Origin of the sequence: Hyphomonas sp. FCG-A18 (assembly GCF_045287255.1) — a bacterium.
GTDB lineage: Bacteria > Pseudomonadota > Alphaproteobacteria > Caulobacterales > Hyphomonadaceae > Henriciella.
The window spans coordinates 833,890-851,732 of the sequence record NZ_CP137142.1; the positions used below are offsets into that span (position 1 = coordinate 833,890).

The window sequence follows — 17,843 nt, forward strand, 5'->3', positions numbered from 1 at the left end:
GGAGACGTTGGGCGGAACGTCGGGTGACATACGGAGACATCAATGCAGCCTGCTAGGCTTTCACCCCGCCATGGTGAACTATTAGCTGAAGATGATAAGATACGTAGCGAGAAGGATCGCCGTCGCCACCAGCGGATTCCTCTTCGTTTGGGTGGACGTTTCCTCCTTGATGGCAATGACCATGCCCTGACAACCCTGAACGTCTCCTGTGGAGGTGGTCTCTTCCGAGCGCATACGATCCCACCAGCGAACACGCAGGTTGTTTGTTATCTTGATGAGATTGGCCGGATTGCCGGTGAAGTTGTGCGTGGCAGTGATCAAACCTTCGCGGTTGTATTTGAGGCGACAGATCGAAAACGTGACAAGCTGGCTGATCAGCTCATGTGGATTCTCAATAAGGAGCGGTATGGCTTTGATGAGATTCGTTCAGCCAAACGCTATGCTGGCGGGAAAGAGGCAACAGTCTACCGGTCCAGTGGGCAGAAACTGATGTGCCGCGTCCTGGATATATCCCTGACGGGCGCTGCGTTTGAGCATACTGGCCCGCAGCTGATTATTGGTGAGTACGTTAAGGTTGGTCGGCTTCATGGGGTCGTCGTTCGCTCTACACCCGGTGAGTTTGCGATCCGGATCGTGAAACCTGAAGATGCGTAACGTCACGAAGGCGTGACTTGAACTCAAGGGGCTATTGATCCACCTATACATCGGAATGGAGGATCATCATGCAGGACAATCCCGATATCGGTGCAGCGCCACCTGTGTGGACACGGCTACGGTTTGAGGCGCGTGCTGCCGCTGCTGATGAGCCAACAATGGCGAGTTACATTGACGCCGCAATCCTCAGCCATGACACGATTTGCCGGGCATTAGCATTTCATATGGCGGAGAAACTGGCGGGTCCGGAAATGGGCGCGCAGCAAGTACGCCACGTGGTCGCCAATGCTTATGATCTGAACCCTGACCTGGTTGAAGCGGCAGAAGCCGATATGCAGGCCGTGCTTGAGCGCGATCCAGCCTGCCGTGGCCTGTTGCAGCCCTTCCTGTTCTTCAAAGGCTTTCTCGCCCTGCAAACATATCGCGTCGCCAACCATTTGTGGCGGCAGGGGCGTGAAACGCTCGCTTTCCATTTCCAATCGCGCGCCAGTGAGCTGTTTGGGGTTGATATACACCCGGCGGCTCAGATCGGGCGCGGGGTGATGCTTGACCATGCAACCGACATCACAATCGGTGAAACGGCGATCGTTGGCGACAATTGCTCGCTTCTGCATGGGGTCACACTCGGCGGGACAGGTAAGGAAGTCGGTGATCGTCACCCGAAAATCGGCAAAGGCGTTCTGCTTTCGGTTGGGGCAAAAGTCCTTGGCAATATTACCATTGGTGATGAGGCCAAAGTGGCAGCAGGCTCTGTAGTTCTGAAAGATGTCCACGCGCGCTGCACGGTTGCGGGCGTTCCAGCCAAGCCGGTTGGGCAACAGCCTTGCTGTGAGCCTGCGCGGAACATGGATCAGTCCATCCCGGACGATACGACGGCCTAGACTTTCAGGCTCGCTTTCTGGCGAAACTGACTAATCAGGTCGAGTTGGCTTGGGCTTGGTGCCCCTTCGGCTTCGGAAACAGCAACGAGCATCGAGTCGAGGTCGACAAGTTCTTTATTCCCCATCCCCGGAACCTGCTTGATGAAATCAGTCATCCGCGCCACAACGACATGGGCTGCTCCGCCATTGCGTGATAGCCAGCCTGCCTGCGCCATTAATTCGGTGGCGTCGGCTTCGGTGAAATCGAAATGATGCATGATTTCCGCGCGAATTGTGGCTTCCTGATTGGTCGTTAGAGCGCCGCGGGCCTGTGCTACTTCAAGCATCAGAATCGTCGCCGCCTCGCGTGGGTCGTCAACGACGGACAACCCGGCTTTGCCTGACCTATTCTTAAACCGCATTTTACGTGGGAGATTGGCAACAGTCTCGGCAATCTTGCGACCATCCCGGGCGACATCCCGCAGGACTTTCAGGCGCCAGTACCAGACCGCGATAAAGCCGATCAGTCCAATCAGTAGGCCAAGAATATGCATATACGTCGTCCCTGATGCCGTGTGCCCTTTAACCTAGCCGATCCCAGATGTGGCTTGAAGGGGGAAATCATATCCGTCAAAGAAAGATATGACCTTGGAAGAGTATAACGCATTTTGCGGTGATTTGGTGGCCACCAGCCATGTTGTGCAATGGGGGGAGAGTCACGTCTGGAAAGTCGGCGGTAAAGTCTTCGCCATTGCAGGGTGGAGCGATGACGATGCTTTCGCTGTGACTTTTAAAGTGACGCCGCTCTCATACGATATCCTGAAAGACCAACCCGGTTTGCGTCCCGCGCCCTATCTGGCGTCGCGCGGTATGAAATGGATCCAGCATTATCAGGACTGCGGTCTCGATGACGAAGCCCTACGTGACTATATACAAACAAGCCACCGACTGGTCGCCGATGGCTTGTCCAAGAAGAAACAACGGGAACTCGGCTTACTCAGCGCCTGATTATTCAACCTCGCTTGCCGTTTCGACCTGATCGCCCGGATTATGGGCCTGCGTGACCACATAGGCACGGATGGCTTCAACCTCATCCTCAGTCAGGACGTCGGCGAAAGACACCATACCAATCGACTGCAGGTTGCCATCAACCACAACGCCTTTCCAGCTTTCAGCATTGGCGGTGTAGATCGACCAGCGCAGGTCCGGCAGGACACCGCCAGATACCGCAAACGGCCCATGGCAGACCGCACAGTTGCGGGCATAGTGGACAAGGCCTTCTGCGAGTTGCGTTTCGGTGCCGAACTCTGGCGTCTGTGCCACGCGTTCGACCAATGGCAGATCGATGTCAGGAATGGTGCCATCGCCGCCGAGTTTGAACGTAACAACCTTGCCAACCGCTGGGGGCACTTTGTCTTCAAAGGCAAAGCCAGCCGTCAGGATATAGGCTGAGCCCCAACCCGTCGTGATGGTCACATATTGCTCACCATCAATCTCGAATGTGCCGGGGCCGGAGGCGGCGCCAGATTTCACATCATGGCTCCACAGCGTTTGACCCGTTGCGGCGTCATAAGCGGCAAAGTCGCCATTGAGTTTGCCCTGGAAGACGACCCCGCCAGCCGTTGACAGGACGCCACCATTCCATGGGCCTTCATGCTCAACGGTCCAGCGCGGCTCCTGCGCCACCGGGTCCCAGGCGATCAATCGCCCCTTGAGGCCAGACCGCAGGAACTTGGTGACTTCTGCGCCGACCAGCGGTGGAACTCCAGCCGCGAAGTCTGCGCCCGTATTCCACTTCGCAGGTTTCTCGGCAAAGCGTGGATCGGTTTGATAGGCTTGTGGAATTTCCTGGGCTGGAATGTAGGCAAGGCCAACATCGGGATTGAAAGCCATCGGGTGCCAGTTATGCCCACCCAGCGGACCTGGTGTTTGCAGATAAGGCTCGGTGTCATAGCGTGCTTCTGGAACCTCAATCGGGCGCCCTGTTTCATCGAGACCTGTGGCCCAATTGACGGGCACATAATTATTTCCGGAAACAAAGGCGCCTGTGGCTGCATCAATGACGTAGAAATAGCCATTCTTGGGGGCCTGCATGACCACGCGCTGATCAGCACCACCCTCGCCAACGGGCAAGTCTGCGATGATCAAGGTCTGTGTGGCCGTATAGTCCCAATTGTCGCCGGGCGTGGTTTGGAAATGCCACTTATAGGCCCCGGTATCGGCATCGACGGCAACGATTGAAGACAGGAACAGGTTGTCCCCACCGGATGGGTCACGCAGGCGCTGGTTCCATGGGCTGCCATTGCCAACGCCAAAGATGACATTGTCATTGACCTCATCATAAATGATCGAGTCCCAGACGGTTCCGCCGCCACCAGATGTCGTCCACTCGCCTTCATCGCCCCATGTCACGTTGCCAACACTTTCAAAGGCGGCATCTGAGACTGCGCCATCGGGCTGCTTGTTCGGGTTCGGTGTGGTGTAGAAACGCCAGATGGTTTCGCCTGTATCAACATCGTAGGCCGAGATATACCCGCGTACCCCCAGCTCTGCCCCGCCATTACCGATCAGGACTTTGCCATCGACGACTCGTGGCGCGCCAGTGATCGTATAGGGTCGGGACTGATCCACGGTGACCTTGGACCAGAGAACGTAACCCGTTTTGGCGTCGAGGGCTTCAACCCGGCCATCAATCACGCCCAAAAAAACCTTGCCTTCGTAAACTGCGACACCGCGATTAACGACGTCGCAGCAGGCATTCACGCCAACGGCGCGGTCCACACCCGGATCATAGACCCAAAGCTCTTCGCCAGTTTTTGCATCAAGGGCATAAACGACAGACCATGCCGAGGTCACATACATCACCCCGTCAATCACGATCGGCGTCGACTCAACGCCGCGCGAGGTCGAGAGATCATACGTCCAGGCAACGCCAAGATCAGCGACATTGGCTGTATTGATATTGGTCAGGGGGGAGTGGCGCGTCTCTTCATAATTGAAGCCATAGGACAGCCACTCGGACGGGGTCGCTTCAGCATCAAGGATACGCTGCGTATTGACGCTTGCTGCTATGCTGGTTGCTTCTGGAGTCGGGGCAGGGGGCGTCTCGGAGACCGGGTCGCCAGAGCCGCAAGCCGACAGAAGCGATAGAGAGAGCGCAGCGCCAAGCGCCGTCATCATTGGTTTCATGGTCGTTTCCTCACAAGGTCAGGCCTCTGACGGGCCATTGCTTGCCAGAAAGACTATGGGAATTCCCTGATCTGTCGAGGGGCGACGCTGGGGCAGGGCTCGAAGTGTTTGGTTACCTGTGGCGCTTGCGGATTGAGAGGCGAGCAACTTTTTTCTCAAGATGCTCTATCATCTGCCGGGCGACATCTATTTTCGTAGACGTTTCGATGCCTTCCAAACCGGGGGAGGAATTGACCTCCAGAACCATTGGCCCTTTTGCCGATTGCAGAATATCAACGCCCGCGACTTCCAAGCCGAGTACTTTGGCCGCTCGCACTGCGGTTCGTCGTTCGCTGGGTGTGAGCTTCACTGCTTTTGCTGTGCCGCCGCGGTGAAGGTTCGACCGGAATTCACCTGCTTGTGCTTGACGTTTCATAGCGGCGACAGCTTTGCCGCCTATAACCAGGCAGCGCACATCTGCCCCAGCAGCTTCCTTGACAAAGCCCTGCACCAGGAAGTTTGCATCAAGGCCTCTGAAAGCATCTACAAGACTTTCTGCGGCCTTTTTTGTTTCCGCAAGAACGACACCGCGTCCTTGCGTCGAAGAGAGCAGCTTGAGAACAACCGGGGGCTCACCAACAAGGCTTACCAGATCTCGCGTATCCTTGGGGGAGTGGGCGAAAGCTGTGTCGGGCATGCCAATACCAGCACGAGCAAGCAATTGATGGGCAAGAAGCTTGTCTCGCGATCTGCCAATGGCTTCAGCTTCATTCAGGCACCATGCGCCTGTAGAGTGAAACTGGCGCAGTACGGCCATGCCATATTCGGTCATTGAGGCGCCGATCCGGGGTATCACGGCATCATATGTCGGCAGCGCGCGCCCGTCATAATGCACTTCGGAATGCTCTTTTCCTACACTCAGATAACATCGGGATGTATTAATTACATCAATATTGTGACCGCGATCACGCGCCACTTCAATCAATCGAGAGGAAGAATAGTTCTTTGGTTCACGCGTTAGAATAGCCAGTGACAAGTTCTGGGGTTCAGTTGTTTTGATTCCGACCTTTGCTGAGTATAGAGCATAGGAGAGCTCGCCTTGAACAAAGCTGCGGGTTGGTATCACTGCTGCGTCATTCCCAATAGCACTGCGCCCCAGGAGCATGCGATAACTCATAGTCTCGCGATTGGTTAGTGTGACCTGAATTTTCCGGCGAAACGCACCGATAATCATATCTGTTACAATAACAATTCGCGTTTCAGTTTGACCGTTAGAACTGGTTACTTCTCGCTCATCGGAAATCGGGGCTTCGCAGACTCGCTTTAATCTAGGTCTGTCAGGTGAGGGGCGAATGATGAATCGCACCCAGTTTTCACCATCAGTGTTGATGAAGCGTTCAATATTATCGGCATGCAGTGCTGATGTCTTCGCGCCCGTATCAACTTTGGCTTTAATTGCGGGAAGGCCCAGTTCAGGTAGCGACAGCCATTCTTCCCAGCCCAGTTCTAATCTTGCAGACATGACTAAATCTCCGGCAGATTTGGCGCGCGTTTAAGGTCGATTAAGAGATGTGCAAGCTAAAGTTTTGAGATAGCTGACTTTAAGTCATGTTGAGCTGACCGTATCGCTTCTCTGATCAGGTTCCCCCATTCGGCTTGATTGCCTGCGGTTTCTGTACCTTGGGGAAATGTCACAGAGCGCGAAGCGTTTACGCAGCCGCCGTGTCCATTTACGAAACCCGCAACTGCATCCTGAGCGCCAGCCCCTTGTGCGCCATAGCCAGGCACGAGGAATAGGGCCTGTGGGGCAAGGGCACGCAGTTTCCGTGCTTCATCTGGGCCTGTCGCCCCTGTGACCAGCATGAGCCCAGACCAGCCACTTGAACCTTTCAGGCGCTCCATCATCGGCGCGAGGCTTTCCACGACACGCGCATAGAGCGGAGCGCCTTCTAGGTTACGGGCCTGATAGTCAGCGCTTCCGGGATTGCTAGTGCGCGCGAGAACAATCACACCCTTGCCACTGTCTTCAGCAGTGCGAACATGCGGTTCCAGCGTATCAAGCCCCATATACGGGTTCACCGTCAGGGCATCGCAGGCAAAAGGCGCATCGGTTTTCAGATAGGCGCTGGCATAACCTTCGGCGGTTGAGCCGATATCCCCGCGCTTGGCATCCATCAGGACGATAAAGCCTACCTCTTTGGCCGCATCACAGACTTTGGCGAGTGCGCGCATACCTTCCCAGCCATGCCGCTCAAACAGGCCTGCTTGAGGTTTTAGGATACCCGCGTGACCTGCTGCGGCTTGTGCAATTGCGATACCCCAGTTTGCGATACCTTCCGGAGTGTCTCCACCAAACAGGTCCGGGATGCGCCCGGCGTGTGGATCAATACCAACACAAAGCGGGCCATGCTTTTCCACGGCCTGAACGAGGCGGTCCGCAAACATCATGATTCCTGCACGTCACAGGCGACTTTGACGACTTGCAGGTTCCGGCGCACGGCATCAGCTGTACGGCCATAGCTTTTCGGCGTGAAGGGCTCCGGGCGCTCGCCAATGACATCCACTTGCTTCTCGTTCAGAAAGCGCGCAACCGCTTCGGGGGCGGCCGTATAGATCCGGCCTCGCCGCGGGCTTTCGGCAACAATCACACCGCGGACCCGGCCATTGCTGTCATAGACGGGGCCGCCGCTGAGGCCTCCAAGTGAGCCATTTAGCCCGCGTGTGCGGCCGGTCTCGGCCCAGGCAAGAACCGATTCCTTACCAGAACGGCGTCCATTGGAGATCAGGTTTGAGCGGGAGAGCAAGCGGGAGACGGCCTCACCGGGCCGTCCTTGCGGGTATCCGACATGATAACCAAACGTCCCAATGCGCAGATCACCATTGGTATCAAGCGCAACCGGGTTTTGGCTGCGCGTGGTTTCCAGAAGCGCAAGGTCATAGCGGTCTGATAGGGCGATGCTGCGAACCGGGACATAGCGATTGGGCGCAACAAGGAGAGACACACGATCACACCCATCAACCACATGCCGAGCGGTGAGCCATTGCCCTTCTTCATTTACAGCAAAGGCTGTCCCCACGCCATCACGTGGCCCGGTGACCTGAACCAGCACCCGCTCATCAAAGGGAGAAGCTGGCGGCAACATTGCGCCTTCTTCTTTAAAGACTTCCGGTGGCGGCGGTGGTGCATCGTGGTCAGGCGTGGTGCCAAAAACAGCGAACAGAACAACGCCAAGCGCTAGCAGATAGATAACCCAATCTGGTATATAGCGAAGCACGAGGGGCGTTCCTTTCGAGCTTAGAAGCGTTGCAAGGCCGGATCCCAAAGGCCTGCGGCAAGCAACATGGCAACAGCGAGTTTGGAGGCGATCAAAACGATAGCAGCGCCCGCTTCATCATTCTGAATGCGTCCCGGTATGTCTCTCAAGATCATGTCGATGATCCGATAGGTCAAGAGTTGCAAAATTAAAGCAACGACACCCCAGAGGATCAGGTCGAACAGCGAAATGCTGGAGGCCAAACACGAGGCAATCGGGATTGCGAGGCCAACAATTGCACCAGCAAGAGCCAGGCCTGCTGAGCCATTGCCGCCGCGGACGAGTGCGAGTTCCTTCCAGGGAGTCAGGAGAATGTAAACCGTACTGGCAATCAAAAGCAGAATGCCAGCTGTACCTGTCATGAACAGGAAAGTTGGGAAGCCTTGTTGAAAGGATTCGAGCGTCGCCATCATGTCACGGTTTCCTGCCTGTTATCCATGTTGTACTTCGTCTAACCAGAGTGGGGGAAGCACTCAAGATGGAAGGTCAGATATGTTAGATGGGAAAACCGCGCTCGTAACCGGGTCCACCAGCGGAATTGGTTTGGGAATCGCCAAAGCGCTTGCCGCTAAAGGGGCCGATGTTGTCCTCAGTGGACTGGCAACGGAAGATGAAGTTGAGGCGCTGAAAAAAGAGCTGACCGATCTTTATGGCGTGAAAGTCGGTTTTTCTGGCGCGAATCTGACCGATGCAGACGCGATTGAAGGCATGATGGGTTATGTGGCCCGTGATTTCGGCGGGGTAGATATCCTCGTCAACAATGCCGGGGTTCAGCATGTCGGGCCGATTGAGGATTTCCCTGTCGCGCGTTGGGATTTGATCATTTCACTCAACCTGTCTGCCGCTTTCCATACAACCCGGATGGCGATCACAGGCATGAAAGAGAAAGGCTGGGGGCGAATCATCAATACCGCGTCAGCTCACGCTCTCGTCGCGTCCCCGTTTAAGTCCGCTTATGTCGCGGCCAAGCATGGAATTGCTGGTCTGACCAAGGTTGTGGCGCTCGAAGGCGCGCAGCATGGTGTCCGCTGCAACGCGATCTGCCCGGGCTATGTCTATACCCCGCTCGTCGAGGGACAGGTTGCCGATACGGCGAAAGCCCGCGGTATTAGCGAGGAAGAGGTCAAACGGGATGTTCTGCTTGCCGCCCAACCAACCAAGGAATTCGTGACCACCGAGCAGATTGGCGATCTGGCCGTGTTCCTATGTTCGGATGGCGGGGCCAGTATGAATGGATCGATCATTCAGATGGATGGCGGCTGGACCGCGCAGTAAAACGTTACAGCTGGAAAACTTTTGAGGGTTTGAAGCGCCCGGCGCGAACCTCACCCAGAGCAACAGCCTGATCATCGCACAGCGCGAGCGTCAGGCGATCCTCTGGATCATCGCTACGGTCGGCGTTCCATTGTTCCACCACATGCGGGAGCAACAGAACCTCACGCCCCTGTTTGATGGCTGCGGAATCACTCGCGTTGATCTCAACGTGTGGAATATCATCCAGAACGGTTTGCAGTGGAGATAGCGCAGCTTTCAAACGGCTCTTATCCTCGCCCATGTCTTCAAGATCGGTCAGCTTGATCGCATTACTTTCGCTCATCGGGCCAACGCGGGTACGCCGCAGCTGTGAGACATGGCCTTCTGCGCCCAAAGCTTGCGCAATATCCCGCGCCATAGCCCGGACGTAGAAGCCTTTACCTGAGACAACGCGGATCACGGCATGATCGGTATCGGGTGTATCCACGAGCTCAGCTTCGTAAACCGTGACTTCACGAGATGGGATTTCGAAGCTCTCTCCGTCGCGTGCAAGATCGTAAGCGCGCTCACCATCGACTTTGATCGCGGAATATTTAGGCGGGATTTGCTGAATATCGCCGATAAAATCAGGGAGTATCTCAATGATTGCTTCCCGGGACGGGCGTACATCGGAAGTCGCAATGACCTCACCCTCTTTGTCCTGACTGTCTGTGGAACTGCCCCATTCAATGGTGAAGATGTACTCCTTATCGCAGTCCATGGCCCACTGGGCCGTCTTGGTCGCCTCGCCAAACGCGATCGGCAGGATGCCATCAGCCAGTGGGTCCAGCGTCCCCCCATGTCCGGCTTTTTGGGCATTATAGAGCCGCTTGAGAATGCCCACGACTTTGGTTGAGGTGATGTCGACAGGTTTGTCGACGGCGAGCCAGCCATGAACCGGATCACCCTTGCGTTTTCTTTGACGACCCATTGGGGGCTCCTACGTCTGCGCCGAACGGATCGGACGTTCGGAGAGATTGAATGTGAAGCCGCGCGAGCTAGGCCTAACGCCCGCAAACGTCAATCCACTTATTCGGCTGGGGCTTGCGGACGCATACTTTCTGCGCTCATCGGGGCAGGGGCGCTATCAATACCGAGAAGGTCACGAACTTGCCGCTTGCGTTTGGCTTCTTCCACAGCGTCATTGAAATCTCGAAGGGTCAGCTGCCAGGCAAAAACGTCGGCCATGTCGAACTTGTCTTCTATATGAAGATCCCGGCGCTTGCGGACACAGATGACGTCCCCGATGCCTCCATCCCTATCGACATAGGCAGTCCCGCGCGATGTGGGCTTTGCGTTTTGCGTATTTGCAAACCTGATCATCTCATCGCGTGATAAGGGTTTACCTACCTGACAGGCGCTGAATATCGTAACCTTGCATGTGTAATCAGGTTTGGAGCATTGGCTAAGTATTAGGCGGAATCCTTGGCCATCGATTGAAGCTGACAGAATTGGCTCGCCATATATCAAGACACTATCGACAATATTTGCGCCGCGATCTTTCAATTCTTTAATAGCTTGTTGTGCGGTCACATCTTCTGCGTGTGCAAAAGGTATAAGACTCAAACCAACCAAAAGGGTGGCAACCCGTATCGACATTTTATCTCTCCTGCGCACCACTTTAAGGGCATTCACAGGCCGGGTAAAACCTTATGAGCAGACACAACTGCGTTATATTGACCTTTACGTTAGCGTAAGCCTTGCCTTTATTACAGCTTACGGCTACCTGCCAGCCTGTGAAAATTCATCCAAACCTTAGGAGTCGCCGATGAAGGTCCTCGTGCCTGTCAAACGGGTCATCGACTATAACGTAAAAGTCCGTGTGAAATCGGACCAGAGCGGTGTCGATCTGGCCAATGTTAAAATGTCCATGAACCCATTCGATGAAATCTCAGTCGAAGAAGCTGTTCGTATGAAAGAAGCCGGCACGGCGAGCGAAATCGTGGTTGTTTCAATTGGGCCTCAGCAGGCTCAGGAAACCATCCGCACGGCGCTCGCTATGGGCGCGGACCGCGGCATCCTGATCAAGACTGATGAGACGGTTGAGCCACTGGCTGTTGCCAAGCTGCTGGCCAAGGTCGTTGGTGAAGAAAATCCGGATCTGGTTATTCTGGGCAAGCAAGCCATCGATGATGACAGCAACCAGACGGGTCAGATGCTCGGCGCGCTGCTGGATTGGCCACAAGGTACTTTCGCTTCTGAGGTGAAGGCGGAAGGTGGTAAGGTCAATGTCACACGCGAAGTCGATGGCGGCCTGCAAACCGTTGCGCTTGATGGCCCGGCCATCGTGACAACGGACCTTCGTTTGAACGAGCCACGCTATGCGTCTCTGCCAAACATCATGAAGGCTAAGAAGAAACCAATCGATATGAAAGAGCCGGGTGATTACGGCGTTGATATCGCCCCGCGCCTGAGCGTTGTGAAAGTGACTGAGCCGCCCGTTCGTGAAGCCGGTGAGAAGGTCGAAGACGTTGCAACTCTGGTTGAGAAACTCAAAACTGCAGGAGCTGTATAATGGCTGTTCTCGTAATTGCTGATCACGACAATGCTTCTCTGAATGATGCTACGGCGAAAACCGTAACCGCTGCGATCAAGTTTGGCGGCGACGTTGATGTTCTGGTTGCTGGTAAAGGTGCTGGTGATGTCGCAGCGGCGGCTGCAAAGATCGCCGGTGTCCGCAAGGTGCTTCACGCTGAAGGTGATGCTTATGAGAAGCAGCTGGCCGAAGCGATGCAGGACCTGATCGTTCCGATGATGGATGGCTATGACGCCCTGTTCGCGCCTGCCACAACTATGGGCAAGAACGTCACGCCGCGGATTGCTGCAAAACTCGACGTGATGCAGCTCTCTGACATTACAGGCATTGAAGGCACAGATACATTCGAGCGCCCAATCTATGCGGGTAACGCGATCATGACGGTAAAATCCTCTGATGCAAAAAAGGTTGTGACCGTTCGCGGGACAGCCTTTGACGCGGCAGGTGAGGGTGGTTCTGCAGCGGTTGAAACTGTTGATGCGCCAGCTGGTCCGTTTAAGTCTGCTTTTGTCTCTGAAGAGATTGTCGCAAGTGACCGTCCAGAGCTGACTGCTGCCAAGCGCATCGTTTCTGGTGGCCGTGCCCTCGGTTCTGCGGAAGAGTTTGAGCGTCTCATGAACCCGCTGGCTGACAAGCTTGGCGCCGCAGTTGGCGCGTCTCGTGCTGCCGTTGATGCTGGCTATGCGCCTAACGATTATCAGGTCGGCCAGACCGGTAAGATCGTTGCGCCAGAGCTTTACATCGCTGTTGGTATTTCCGGCGCGATCCAGCACCTTGCCGGGATGAAAGACTCCAAGATCATTGTTGCGATCAACAAGGATGAAGAAGCGCCAATCTTCCAGGTTGCTGACTATGGCCTTGTGGCTGACCTTTTCAATGCGGTCCCAGAGCTGACAGACGCGCTCTAGGATTGCTTCCTGATTTCAGAATTAGAAAAGCCCGCACTCAAAGGTGCGGGCTTTTGTTCTTTAGGCTGGCTAGCTCAGAAAACCGGATCGCCGGTTGGTTCACCCGTAATATCCTCCAGCACTTCCAGTCCAAACCGTTGGCTTGAAATCGCTTCCAGAGCCTTGCGGATCGGCTTGGCAACAGTTTGGCCATCGCCAGAGAAGGCGAGGGACAAGTCGGCTGCTTGCGCATACAAAGCTTGTGCATCACCGAATTGCTGGCTGGCCTCAGCGCAGGCCCCATTATTGTGGATCACCGCCGGAGACTTTGGATAAGCCTCTGCCAGGGACTGCCATAGTGTGCACGAAGCCACTGGGTTTTTCAGACCCAGGTCAACCGCTTGCTCAAACCGCAAATCAGCGGCAACAACTGGATCATAAGCTTCCTTGATGAATTCCGCTTTCACGATGGCATTGCGCGGGGCAATATCACGGCGGATTGGGGATAAGGTCTCTGATAGCGCTTCAATGATCAGATCGCGGGGCGCACTCAGGCCCAGAAAGCCAAAATCGTGATGGCGGTGCTTGGATTTGCGGTGACGATCATAAGTCTCGCCAACAATGCCAAGCTCTTCACACACTGAAGAGGAAGCGTCGCCATAATAGGTCTCGTTGAACAGGATATCGCCTGTGCCAAGCTCGATCAGGCGCGGCGTAACGGCGACCTGCACGCTGTCATGGAAACAGATCTCCTCGACCTCGGCGCGCGTTTCACAATCGAACAGGCCGTCCCATTCGATACATTTCTTCACGACGCGATAGTCATCCCAGGCTTCATAGTCGACAATATCAATCACCCCGCCATAGACGCCTGATTGGACTTTCGGGTCCGGATCGGCATAGGCGGCCATGGAAAACCAGGGCTGGCCGTCAAAGACTGTGTTGATCAGCATGCTCTCAAACTGACGTGTGTACCAGCGGCTACCGGGGCCAGAGAACCGCTCTACCGCAACATTGCGGGTTGCCGCTGCATCAAGATTGGCTGGCATGAGACGCGTTTCGTATTCGATACCCGGCGTTGAGCAGGCGCTCAAAGCAGCGATTGATACGGCTGATGCTAAAACAGTCTTTCTCATGGCGAGATCTCCAGAACTTTCACCTAAACTGCGATTCTGGCGCTGAATGCACCCTGAATACATTAGGAAAATTGAAGGGCAGGATCAGGGCACCCTGCCGCCACGTCAGACTTGATATGGCTCTGGGGACTCCCCACAACCCTGCAGTATATTTCATTGGAGACCCCATGAGCAGCACTGCCCCTTTATTCGAACCCCTGAAAATTCGCGGTCTGACCATCCCAAACCGGATCGTCATGGCGCCCATGACTCGATCCTTCTCGCCAGGCGGGATTCCGGGGCAGGATGTCGTCGATTATTATCAGCGTCGTGGACAAGCAGATGTCGGCTTGATCGTGACCGAAGGTACGACCGTTGGCCGGGGTGGGGCTTCAAATGACCCGCGTGTGCCAAACTTCCATACAGACGCCGCATTGAAGGGTTGGAAGAATGTGGTTGATGCCGTGCACACCACGCCTGGGAAGATCGCGCCACAGCTCTGGCATGTTGGCATGATGCGCAAGCCTGGAACGGGTCCCGACCCTGACGCTGTTTCCGATAGTCCATCGGGGCGCACCCATACGGGCAAACAGGTGCAGCCTGAACCAACCGAAAGCGAAGTTGCCGATATGGTCATGGCCTATGCCAATGCGGCGGGTGAAGCCGCGCGTCTCGGTTTCGATGCGATCGAGATCCATGGCGCGCATGGCTACCTGATTGATGAATTCTTCTGGGGCGTCATGAACACGCGCTCTGACAAGTATGGTGGTGATCTGGTTCAGCGCGCGACTTTTGCCGGGGAAGTCATCGCCGAATGCCGCAAGCAGGTGCCGGACACGATGCCGATTATCCTGCGCTGGTCGCAGTGGAAGCAGCAGGAATACACTGCGCGCCTTGCCGAAAGCCCGCAAGAGCTGGAAGCCTTCCTGCGTGTCTTTGTTGATGCCGGGGTTGATGTCTTACATGCGAGCCAACGTCGCTGGTGGGAAGCTGAATTTGAAGAGGTTGATGGACCCGGCGGCCTCAATCTCGCGGGTTGGTGTAAGAAGCTGACAGGTCTGCCATCCATCACTGTGGGGTCTGTGGGGCTGTCTTCTGACTTTATCGGCGCGTTTGCCGGAGAAGACTCCAAGACACGTCCAATCGCGGATGTGATTGAGCGGCTTGAGAAAGGCGAGTTCGATATGGTCGCGGTAGGCCGCGCTTTGTTGCAGGACCCGCATTGGGCGCAGAAGATCAAAGACGGCCGCATGGATGAGCTTGCTGATTATGATGCAAAAGCTCTGGCGACACTTTACTAGAGCATGATCTAAACCAGTTCGGGGTTTCCTGCGTATCTTTATATAGGATGCGATAGGAAACCCCGATGTCACAGTCAAAACGTGTTACCCCAGTTCTTGCCGCGGCCGCAGCGGCATCTGTTGCCGCTTGTGCCACCGGTCCATCTGTAGAGGCCTATGCCGTTCAGGAACCAAGACTGGTTCTGGAAGAGTATTTTGCCGGAGAGACAGTTGCCTATGGCATATTCGAAGATCGCTTTGGCAAGGTTCGACGCACCTTCAAAGTCGACATTACAGGCACGGTCGAAGGCAACACGCTGACCCTGGACGAGCGCTTTATCTACAATGATGGGGAACGTGAAACGCGTGTCTGGGTGATCGATATTCTGGGCGATGGCTTGTATCGCGGAACCGCGGGCGATGTGCCCGGTTATGCAACCGGTGAAGTGTCCGGCAACGCATTTAACTGGAAGTATAAAGTCGATCTGAAAGTCGGTGACAGCACCTGGAATGTCGGCTTTGATGACTGGATGTACCTGGTTGAGGATAATGTTCTGATCAACCGCGCTTATGTGACCCGTTGGGGGATTCGGATAGGCGAGGTCAGCATCACTTTCGTGAAGCCGGAATAGGGCTCACTCGCCCATAACTTGAAAAAAGTTGACGCCTGTGTCATCTTTTGGGTTGAGGAGCTCAAAATGATTCAGGTTATCAAGACGATCTTTGATCTTGGTCCGTTACTATTCGCCTTCGGTTTCATTGCCCCTTTGACGATGCAGGTGATTGAACGAGCCGGGTGGGTGCCACCTTTTGGACTTTCCCCATTGGTTTGCGGACTTGGACTTGCAGCGCTCTTGGGCGGCATTGCTCAAATCCGGGGGCGGTGGCTATGAGTTTGCCCGCTGATCTCTCAAGCCTATCGAGTGGCGAGCTGATGCGGCTTGAGCGTGAGATCGCCAATCGTCACACAGACAGGTTCCCATATCTCGCGGTTTTTTGGGCGTTCGCGAATTTAGCGGTGTGGCTGTCGCTCTGGCCGCTCGTCTTTATGGGAATTATCCCACTCTGGCTCGGTTTCTTGATCTCGACATTGAACATTATGCTCAGCTACCTGCCGAGCCACGAAGCCCAGCACGATATTATCGCACGTCCGGGGTCAAAGCTGCGCTGGCTCAATCAGCTGGTCGGACACCTCTCGACCATTCCGATGACCTTGCCTTATCGCGTCGCAAAGCTCACGCATATGGAGCACCATAAGCACGCGAATGATCCAGAACTCGACCCGGATCACTCAACCCACGCTAATGGCCCACTACATGCGATATGGAAGAGTATCGAGAACCGACAGCCCCGTGCCAAAGGCGGCTTTAATGCCTATGGTGAAACCTTGCAGAGGCTCGGGCGGCCAGATGTCATTCTCGACGGCGTTATCTACAATCTGGTCTTTTACGGTATCCTGTTTGGCCTCGCTTGGTCAGGCTATGCGATAGAGGCCGCGCTCCTCTGGTGGCTGCCGCGCCATATCGGACTGACCTATATTCAATACTATCTCAGCTGGGCCCCGCATCATCCGGCACAGGAGAAGGGCCGTTATCGCGATACACGAAGCTTCAGGTCTATCCTTGGCAATATTGGCTCAATGGGGATGCAGTATCACGTCATCCACCACCTGCACCCGCGTATCCCGCTCTACCGAACACCGATGGCGTATTGGGAAATGAAGCCAATCCTTGAGGCGCGCGGATGTGAGGTGAGTGAGCTTTAGCGCACTTACCAGCTGCCCGTATTCTCCATACTTGCCCATGGTTCAGCAGCCTCCAGGGGCTCGCCTTTTTGGAGCAGCTCGACAGAGATACCATCAGGTGAGCGGATAAAGGCCATGCGGCCATCGCGCGGTGGGCGGTTGATCGTTACGCCAAGCTTTTGCAGGTTTTCGCAGGCCTCATAAACATCGCTAACGCAATAGGCCAAATGCCCGAAATTGCGCCCGCCAGCATAGTCTTCCGGATCCCAATTATGGGTCAGCTCAACCATGGGAATACTCATATCTGTCGGGCGAACGCCTTCAGGGATACCGCCCGCCCGTTCAATATCAGCAGGGCTCGCCAGAAAGACCAAGGTGAAACGGCCTTGCTCGCTGTCATATCGTGCAATCTCGGTCAGACCGAGGCCCTTGCAATAGAAGTTCAGCGACGCCTCAATATCGGTGACGCGTACCATTGTGTGCAGATATTCAATACTCATAGCCCGGCCTCTTGTTTTAAACGTGTGACTTCCTCATTCAGGCTCGGTGGCCTGCGATGATAATAATAGCGGGTCACGACATATAGAATTCCGGCATATACGCCCATGATCAGCAGGAAGAGGGCAAAATCCTGAGCGATCTGGCCAAGGCCATAAGGCCCAAATCCAACACCCAGATTATCCCATATGCCTTGCAAAAGCCCCCCAAAGAAGCTCACCAGAATGGGCAGCAGAAGCAGACAAACCGCCGACGTTGCGCACCGCCAGGCCCCGGACCTTGGCGCCTCAGCGCGTGTATAGGCTTGAATATAACCCTCGCGGTCAATCCGCGCATCGAGCAGGCCCTTCTCGGTATTGGAATCATAAACCTGCCCGGCAAACCGCGGCAGGCTTTGCCAGCGGAACGCCAATATGATCGCCCACAAAGCGATCAGGGCAAACATGGCCAGATAAGCAATCGTGATGGGTTCAAGATACATGGGCCTCACCTGC

21 protein-coding genes are annotated in these 17,843 nt (G+C 55.2%); 10 read left to right on the forward strand and 11 right to left on the reverse strand.

What is annotated here, in order from left to right; translation table 11 throughout:
• Positions 1–42 precede the first annotated feature (42 nt).
• A complete protein-coding gene (locus tag RYZ27_RS04070) occupies positions 43–654 on the forward strand; it encodes a PilZ domain-containing protein (RefSeq protein ID WP_406681084.1) in 612 nt (203 codons plus the stop codon).
• Between the two features lie 68 nt (positions 655–722).
• Positions 723–1,535: a serine O-acetyltransferase gene (gene cysE / locus RYZ27_RS04075; protein WP_406681085.1), complete on the forward strand. Its 813-nt coding sequence runs from the start codon at positions 723–725 to the stop codon at positions 1,533–1,535.
• On the opposite strand, the gene RYZ27_RS04080 is transcribed toward cysE, so the two are convergent.
• Positions 1,532–2,068: a hypothetical protein gene (locus RYZ27_RS04080; protein ID WP_406681086.1), complete on the reverse strand. Its 537-nt coding sequence runs from the start codon at positions 2,066–2,068 to the stop codon at positions 1,532–1,534. The genes cysE and RYZ27_RS04080 overlap by 4 nt on opposite strands.
• Positions 2,069–2,156: 88 nt before the next feature.
• Here RYZ27_RS04080 and RYZ27_RS04085 point away from each other — a divergent pair, with 88 nt between their 5' ends.
• Entirely contained in the window at positions 2,157–2,522 is a 366-nt protein-coding gene (locus RYZ27_RS04085) for an MmcQ/YjbR family DNA-binding protein (RefSeq protein WP_406681087.1), read from the forward strand.
• Here the strand turns inward: RYZ27_RS04085 and RYZ27_RS04090 are convergent, their stop codons facing one another.
• From RYZ27_RS04090 to RYZ27_RS04110, 5 genes are all read right to left on the reverse strand, one after another.
• A complete protein-coding gene (locus RYZ27_RS04090; RefSeq protein ID WP_406681088.1) occupies positions 2,523–4,703 on the reverse strand; it encodes a PQQ-dependent dehydrogenase, methanol/ethanol family in 2,181 nt (726 codons plus the stop codon). It lies immediately after the preceding gene.
• Positions 4,704–4,815: 112 nt separating this feature from the next.
• Positions 4,816–6,204 carry a 30S ribosomal protein S6--L-glutamate ligase gene (gene rimK / locus RYZ27_RS04095; protein ID WP_406681089.1) on the reverse strand — a complete coding sequence of 463 codons (1,389 nt, stop codon included), beginning with the start codon at positions 6,202–6,204 and terminating at the stop codon, positions 4,816–4,818.
• 56 nt (positions 6,205–6,260) lie between these two features.
• A complete protein-coding gene (gene pyrF, locus RYZ27_RS04100) occupies positions 6,261–7,130 on the reverse strand; it encodes an orotidine-5'-phosphate decarboxylase (protein ID WP_406681090.1) in 870 nt (289 codons plus the stop codon).
• On the reverse strand, positions 7,127–7,957 hold the full coding sequence (locus tag RYZ27_RS04105) for a serine protease (protein WP_406681091.1): 831 nt from the start codon (positions 7,955–7,957) through the stop codon (positions 7,127–7,129). Before RYZ27_RS04105 ends, pyrF begins: the two co-directional genes overlap by 4 nt.
• Positions 7,958–7,977: 20 nt before the next feature.
• Entirely contained in the window at positions 7,978–8,409 is a 432-nt protein-coding gene (locus RYZ27_RS04110) for a DUF350 domain-containing protein (RefSeq protein ID WP_406681092.1), read from the reverse strand.
• A gap of 79 nt (positions 8,410–8,488) precedes the next feature.
• On the opposite strand from RYZ27_RS04110, the gene RYZ27_RS04115 reads away from it, so the two are divergent.
• Positions 8,489–9,271, forward strand: a complete 783-nt coding sequence (locus tag RYZ27_RS04115) for a 3-hydroxybutyrate dehydrogenase (RefSeq protein ID WP_406681093.1) — start codon at positions 8,489–8,491, stop codon at positions 9,269–9,271.
• 4 nt (positions 9,272–9,275) lie between these two features.
• Here RYZ27_RS04115 and truB read toward each other — a convergent pair whose 3' ends face one another.
• Together truB and RYZ27_RS04125 are read right to left on the reverse strand one after the other, a co-directional pair.
• A complete protein-coding gene (gene truB / locus RYZ27_RS04120; RefSeq protein ID WP_406681094.1) occupies positions 9,276–10,220 on the reverse strand; it encodes a tRNA pseudouridine(55) synthase TruB in 945 nt (314 codons plus the stop codon).
• Between the two features lie 98 nt (positions 10,221–10,318).
• On the reverse strand, positions 10,319–10,924 hold the full coding sequence (locus tag RYZ27_RS04125) for a hypothetical protein (RefSeq protein ID WP_406681095.1): 606 nt from the start codon (positions 10,922–10,924) through the stop codon (positions 10,319–10,321).
• A 133-nt stretch (positions 10,925–11,057) separates the two neighbouring features.
• Here RYZ27_RS04125 and RYZ27_RS04130 point away from each other — a divergent pair, with 133 nt between their 5' ends.
• Positions 11,058–11,804, forward strand: a complete 747-nt coding sequence (locus RYZ27_RS04130; protein WP_406681096.1) for an electron transfer flavoprotein subunit beta/FixA family protein — start codon at positions 11,058–11,060, stop codon at positions 11,802–11,804.
• Positions 11,804–12,733: an electron transfer flavoprotein subunit alpha/FixB family protein gene (locus RYZ27_RS04135; RefSeq protein ID WP_406681097.1), complete on the forward strand. Its 930-nt coding sequence runs from the start codon at positions 11,804–11,806 to the stop codon at positions 12,731–12,733. The genes RYZ27_RS04130 and RYZ27_RS04135 overlap by 1 nt, the downstream gene beginning before the upstream one ends.
• Positions 12,734–12,807: 74 nt before the next feature.
• Here the strand turns inward: RYZ27_RS04135 and RYZ27_RS04140 are convergent, their stop codons facing one another.
• Positions 12,808–13,848: a hypothetical protein gene (locus RYZ27_RS04140; RefSeq protein WP_406681098.1), complete on the reverse strand. Its 1,041-nt coding sequence runs from the start codon at positions 13,846–13,848 to the stop codon at positions 12,808–12,810.
• Between the two features lie 167 nt (positions 13,849–14,015).
• On the opposite strand from RYZ27_RS04140, the gene RYZ27_RS04145 reads away from it, so the two are divergent.
• The 4 genes from RYZ27_RS04145 (at position 14,016) to RYZ27_RS04160 (ending at position 16,872) form a co-directional block, all read left to right on the forward strand.
• Positions 14,016–15,128: an NADH:flavin oxidoreductase gene (locus RYZ27_RS04145; RefSeq protein ID WP_406681099.1), complete on the forward strand. Its 1,113-nt coding sequence runs from the start codon at positions 14,016–14,018 to the stop codon at positions 15,126–15,128.
• A 65-nt stretch (positions 15,129–15,193) separates the two neighbouring features.
• Positions 15,194–15,739, forward strand: a complete 546-nt coding sequence (locus tag RYZ27_RS04150) for a DUF3833 domain-containing protein (protein WP_406681100.1) — start codon at positions 15,194–15,196, stop codon at positions 15,737–15,739.
• A 66-nt stretch (positions 15,740–15,805) separates the two neighbouring features.
• Positions 15,806–16,000 carry a hypothetical protein gene (locus RYZ27_RS04155; RefSeq protein ID WP_406681101.1) on the forward strand — a complete coding sequence of 65 codons (195 nt, stop codon included), beginning with the start codon at positions 15,806–15,808 and terminating at the stop codon, positions 15,998–16,000.
• Positions 15,997–16,872 carry a fatty acid desaturase gene (locus RYZ27_RS04160; protein ID WP_406681102.1) on the forward strand — a complete coding sequence of 292 codons (876 nt, stop codon included), beginning with the start codon at positions 15,997–15,999 and terminating at the stop codon, positions 16,870–16,872. Before RYZ27_RS04155 ends, RYZ27_RS04160 begins: the two co-directional genes overlap by 4 nt.
• Positions 16,873–16,877: 5 nt before the next feature.
• Here the strand turns inward: RYZ27_RS04160 and RYZ27_RS04165 are convergent, their stop codons facing one another.
• The gene (locus RYZ27_RS04165; RefSeq protein ID WP_406681103.1) at positions 16,878–17,351 is read right to left on the reverse strand and encodes a lactoylglutathione lyase; all 474 of its coding nucleotides are present in this window, start codon (positions 17,349–17,351) and stop codon (positions 16,878–16,880) included.
• Positions 17,348–17,830, reverse strand: a complete 483-nt coding sequence (locus tag RYZ27_RS04170; RefSeq protein ID WP_406681104.1) for a hypothetical protein — start codon at positions 17,828–17,830, stop codon at positions 17,348–17,350. Before RYZ27_RS04170 ends, RYZ27_RS04165 begins: the two co-directional genes overlap by 4 nt.
• Positions 17,831–17,843: the final 13 nt, after the last annotated feature.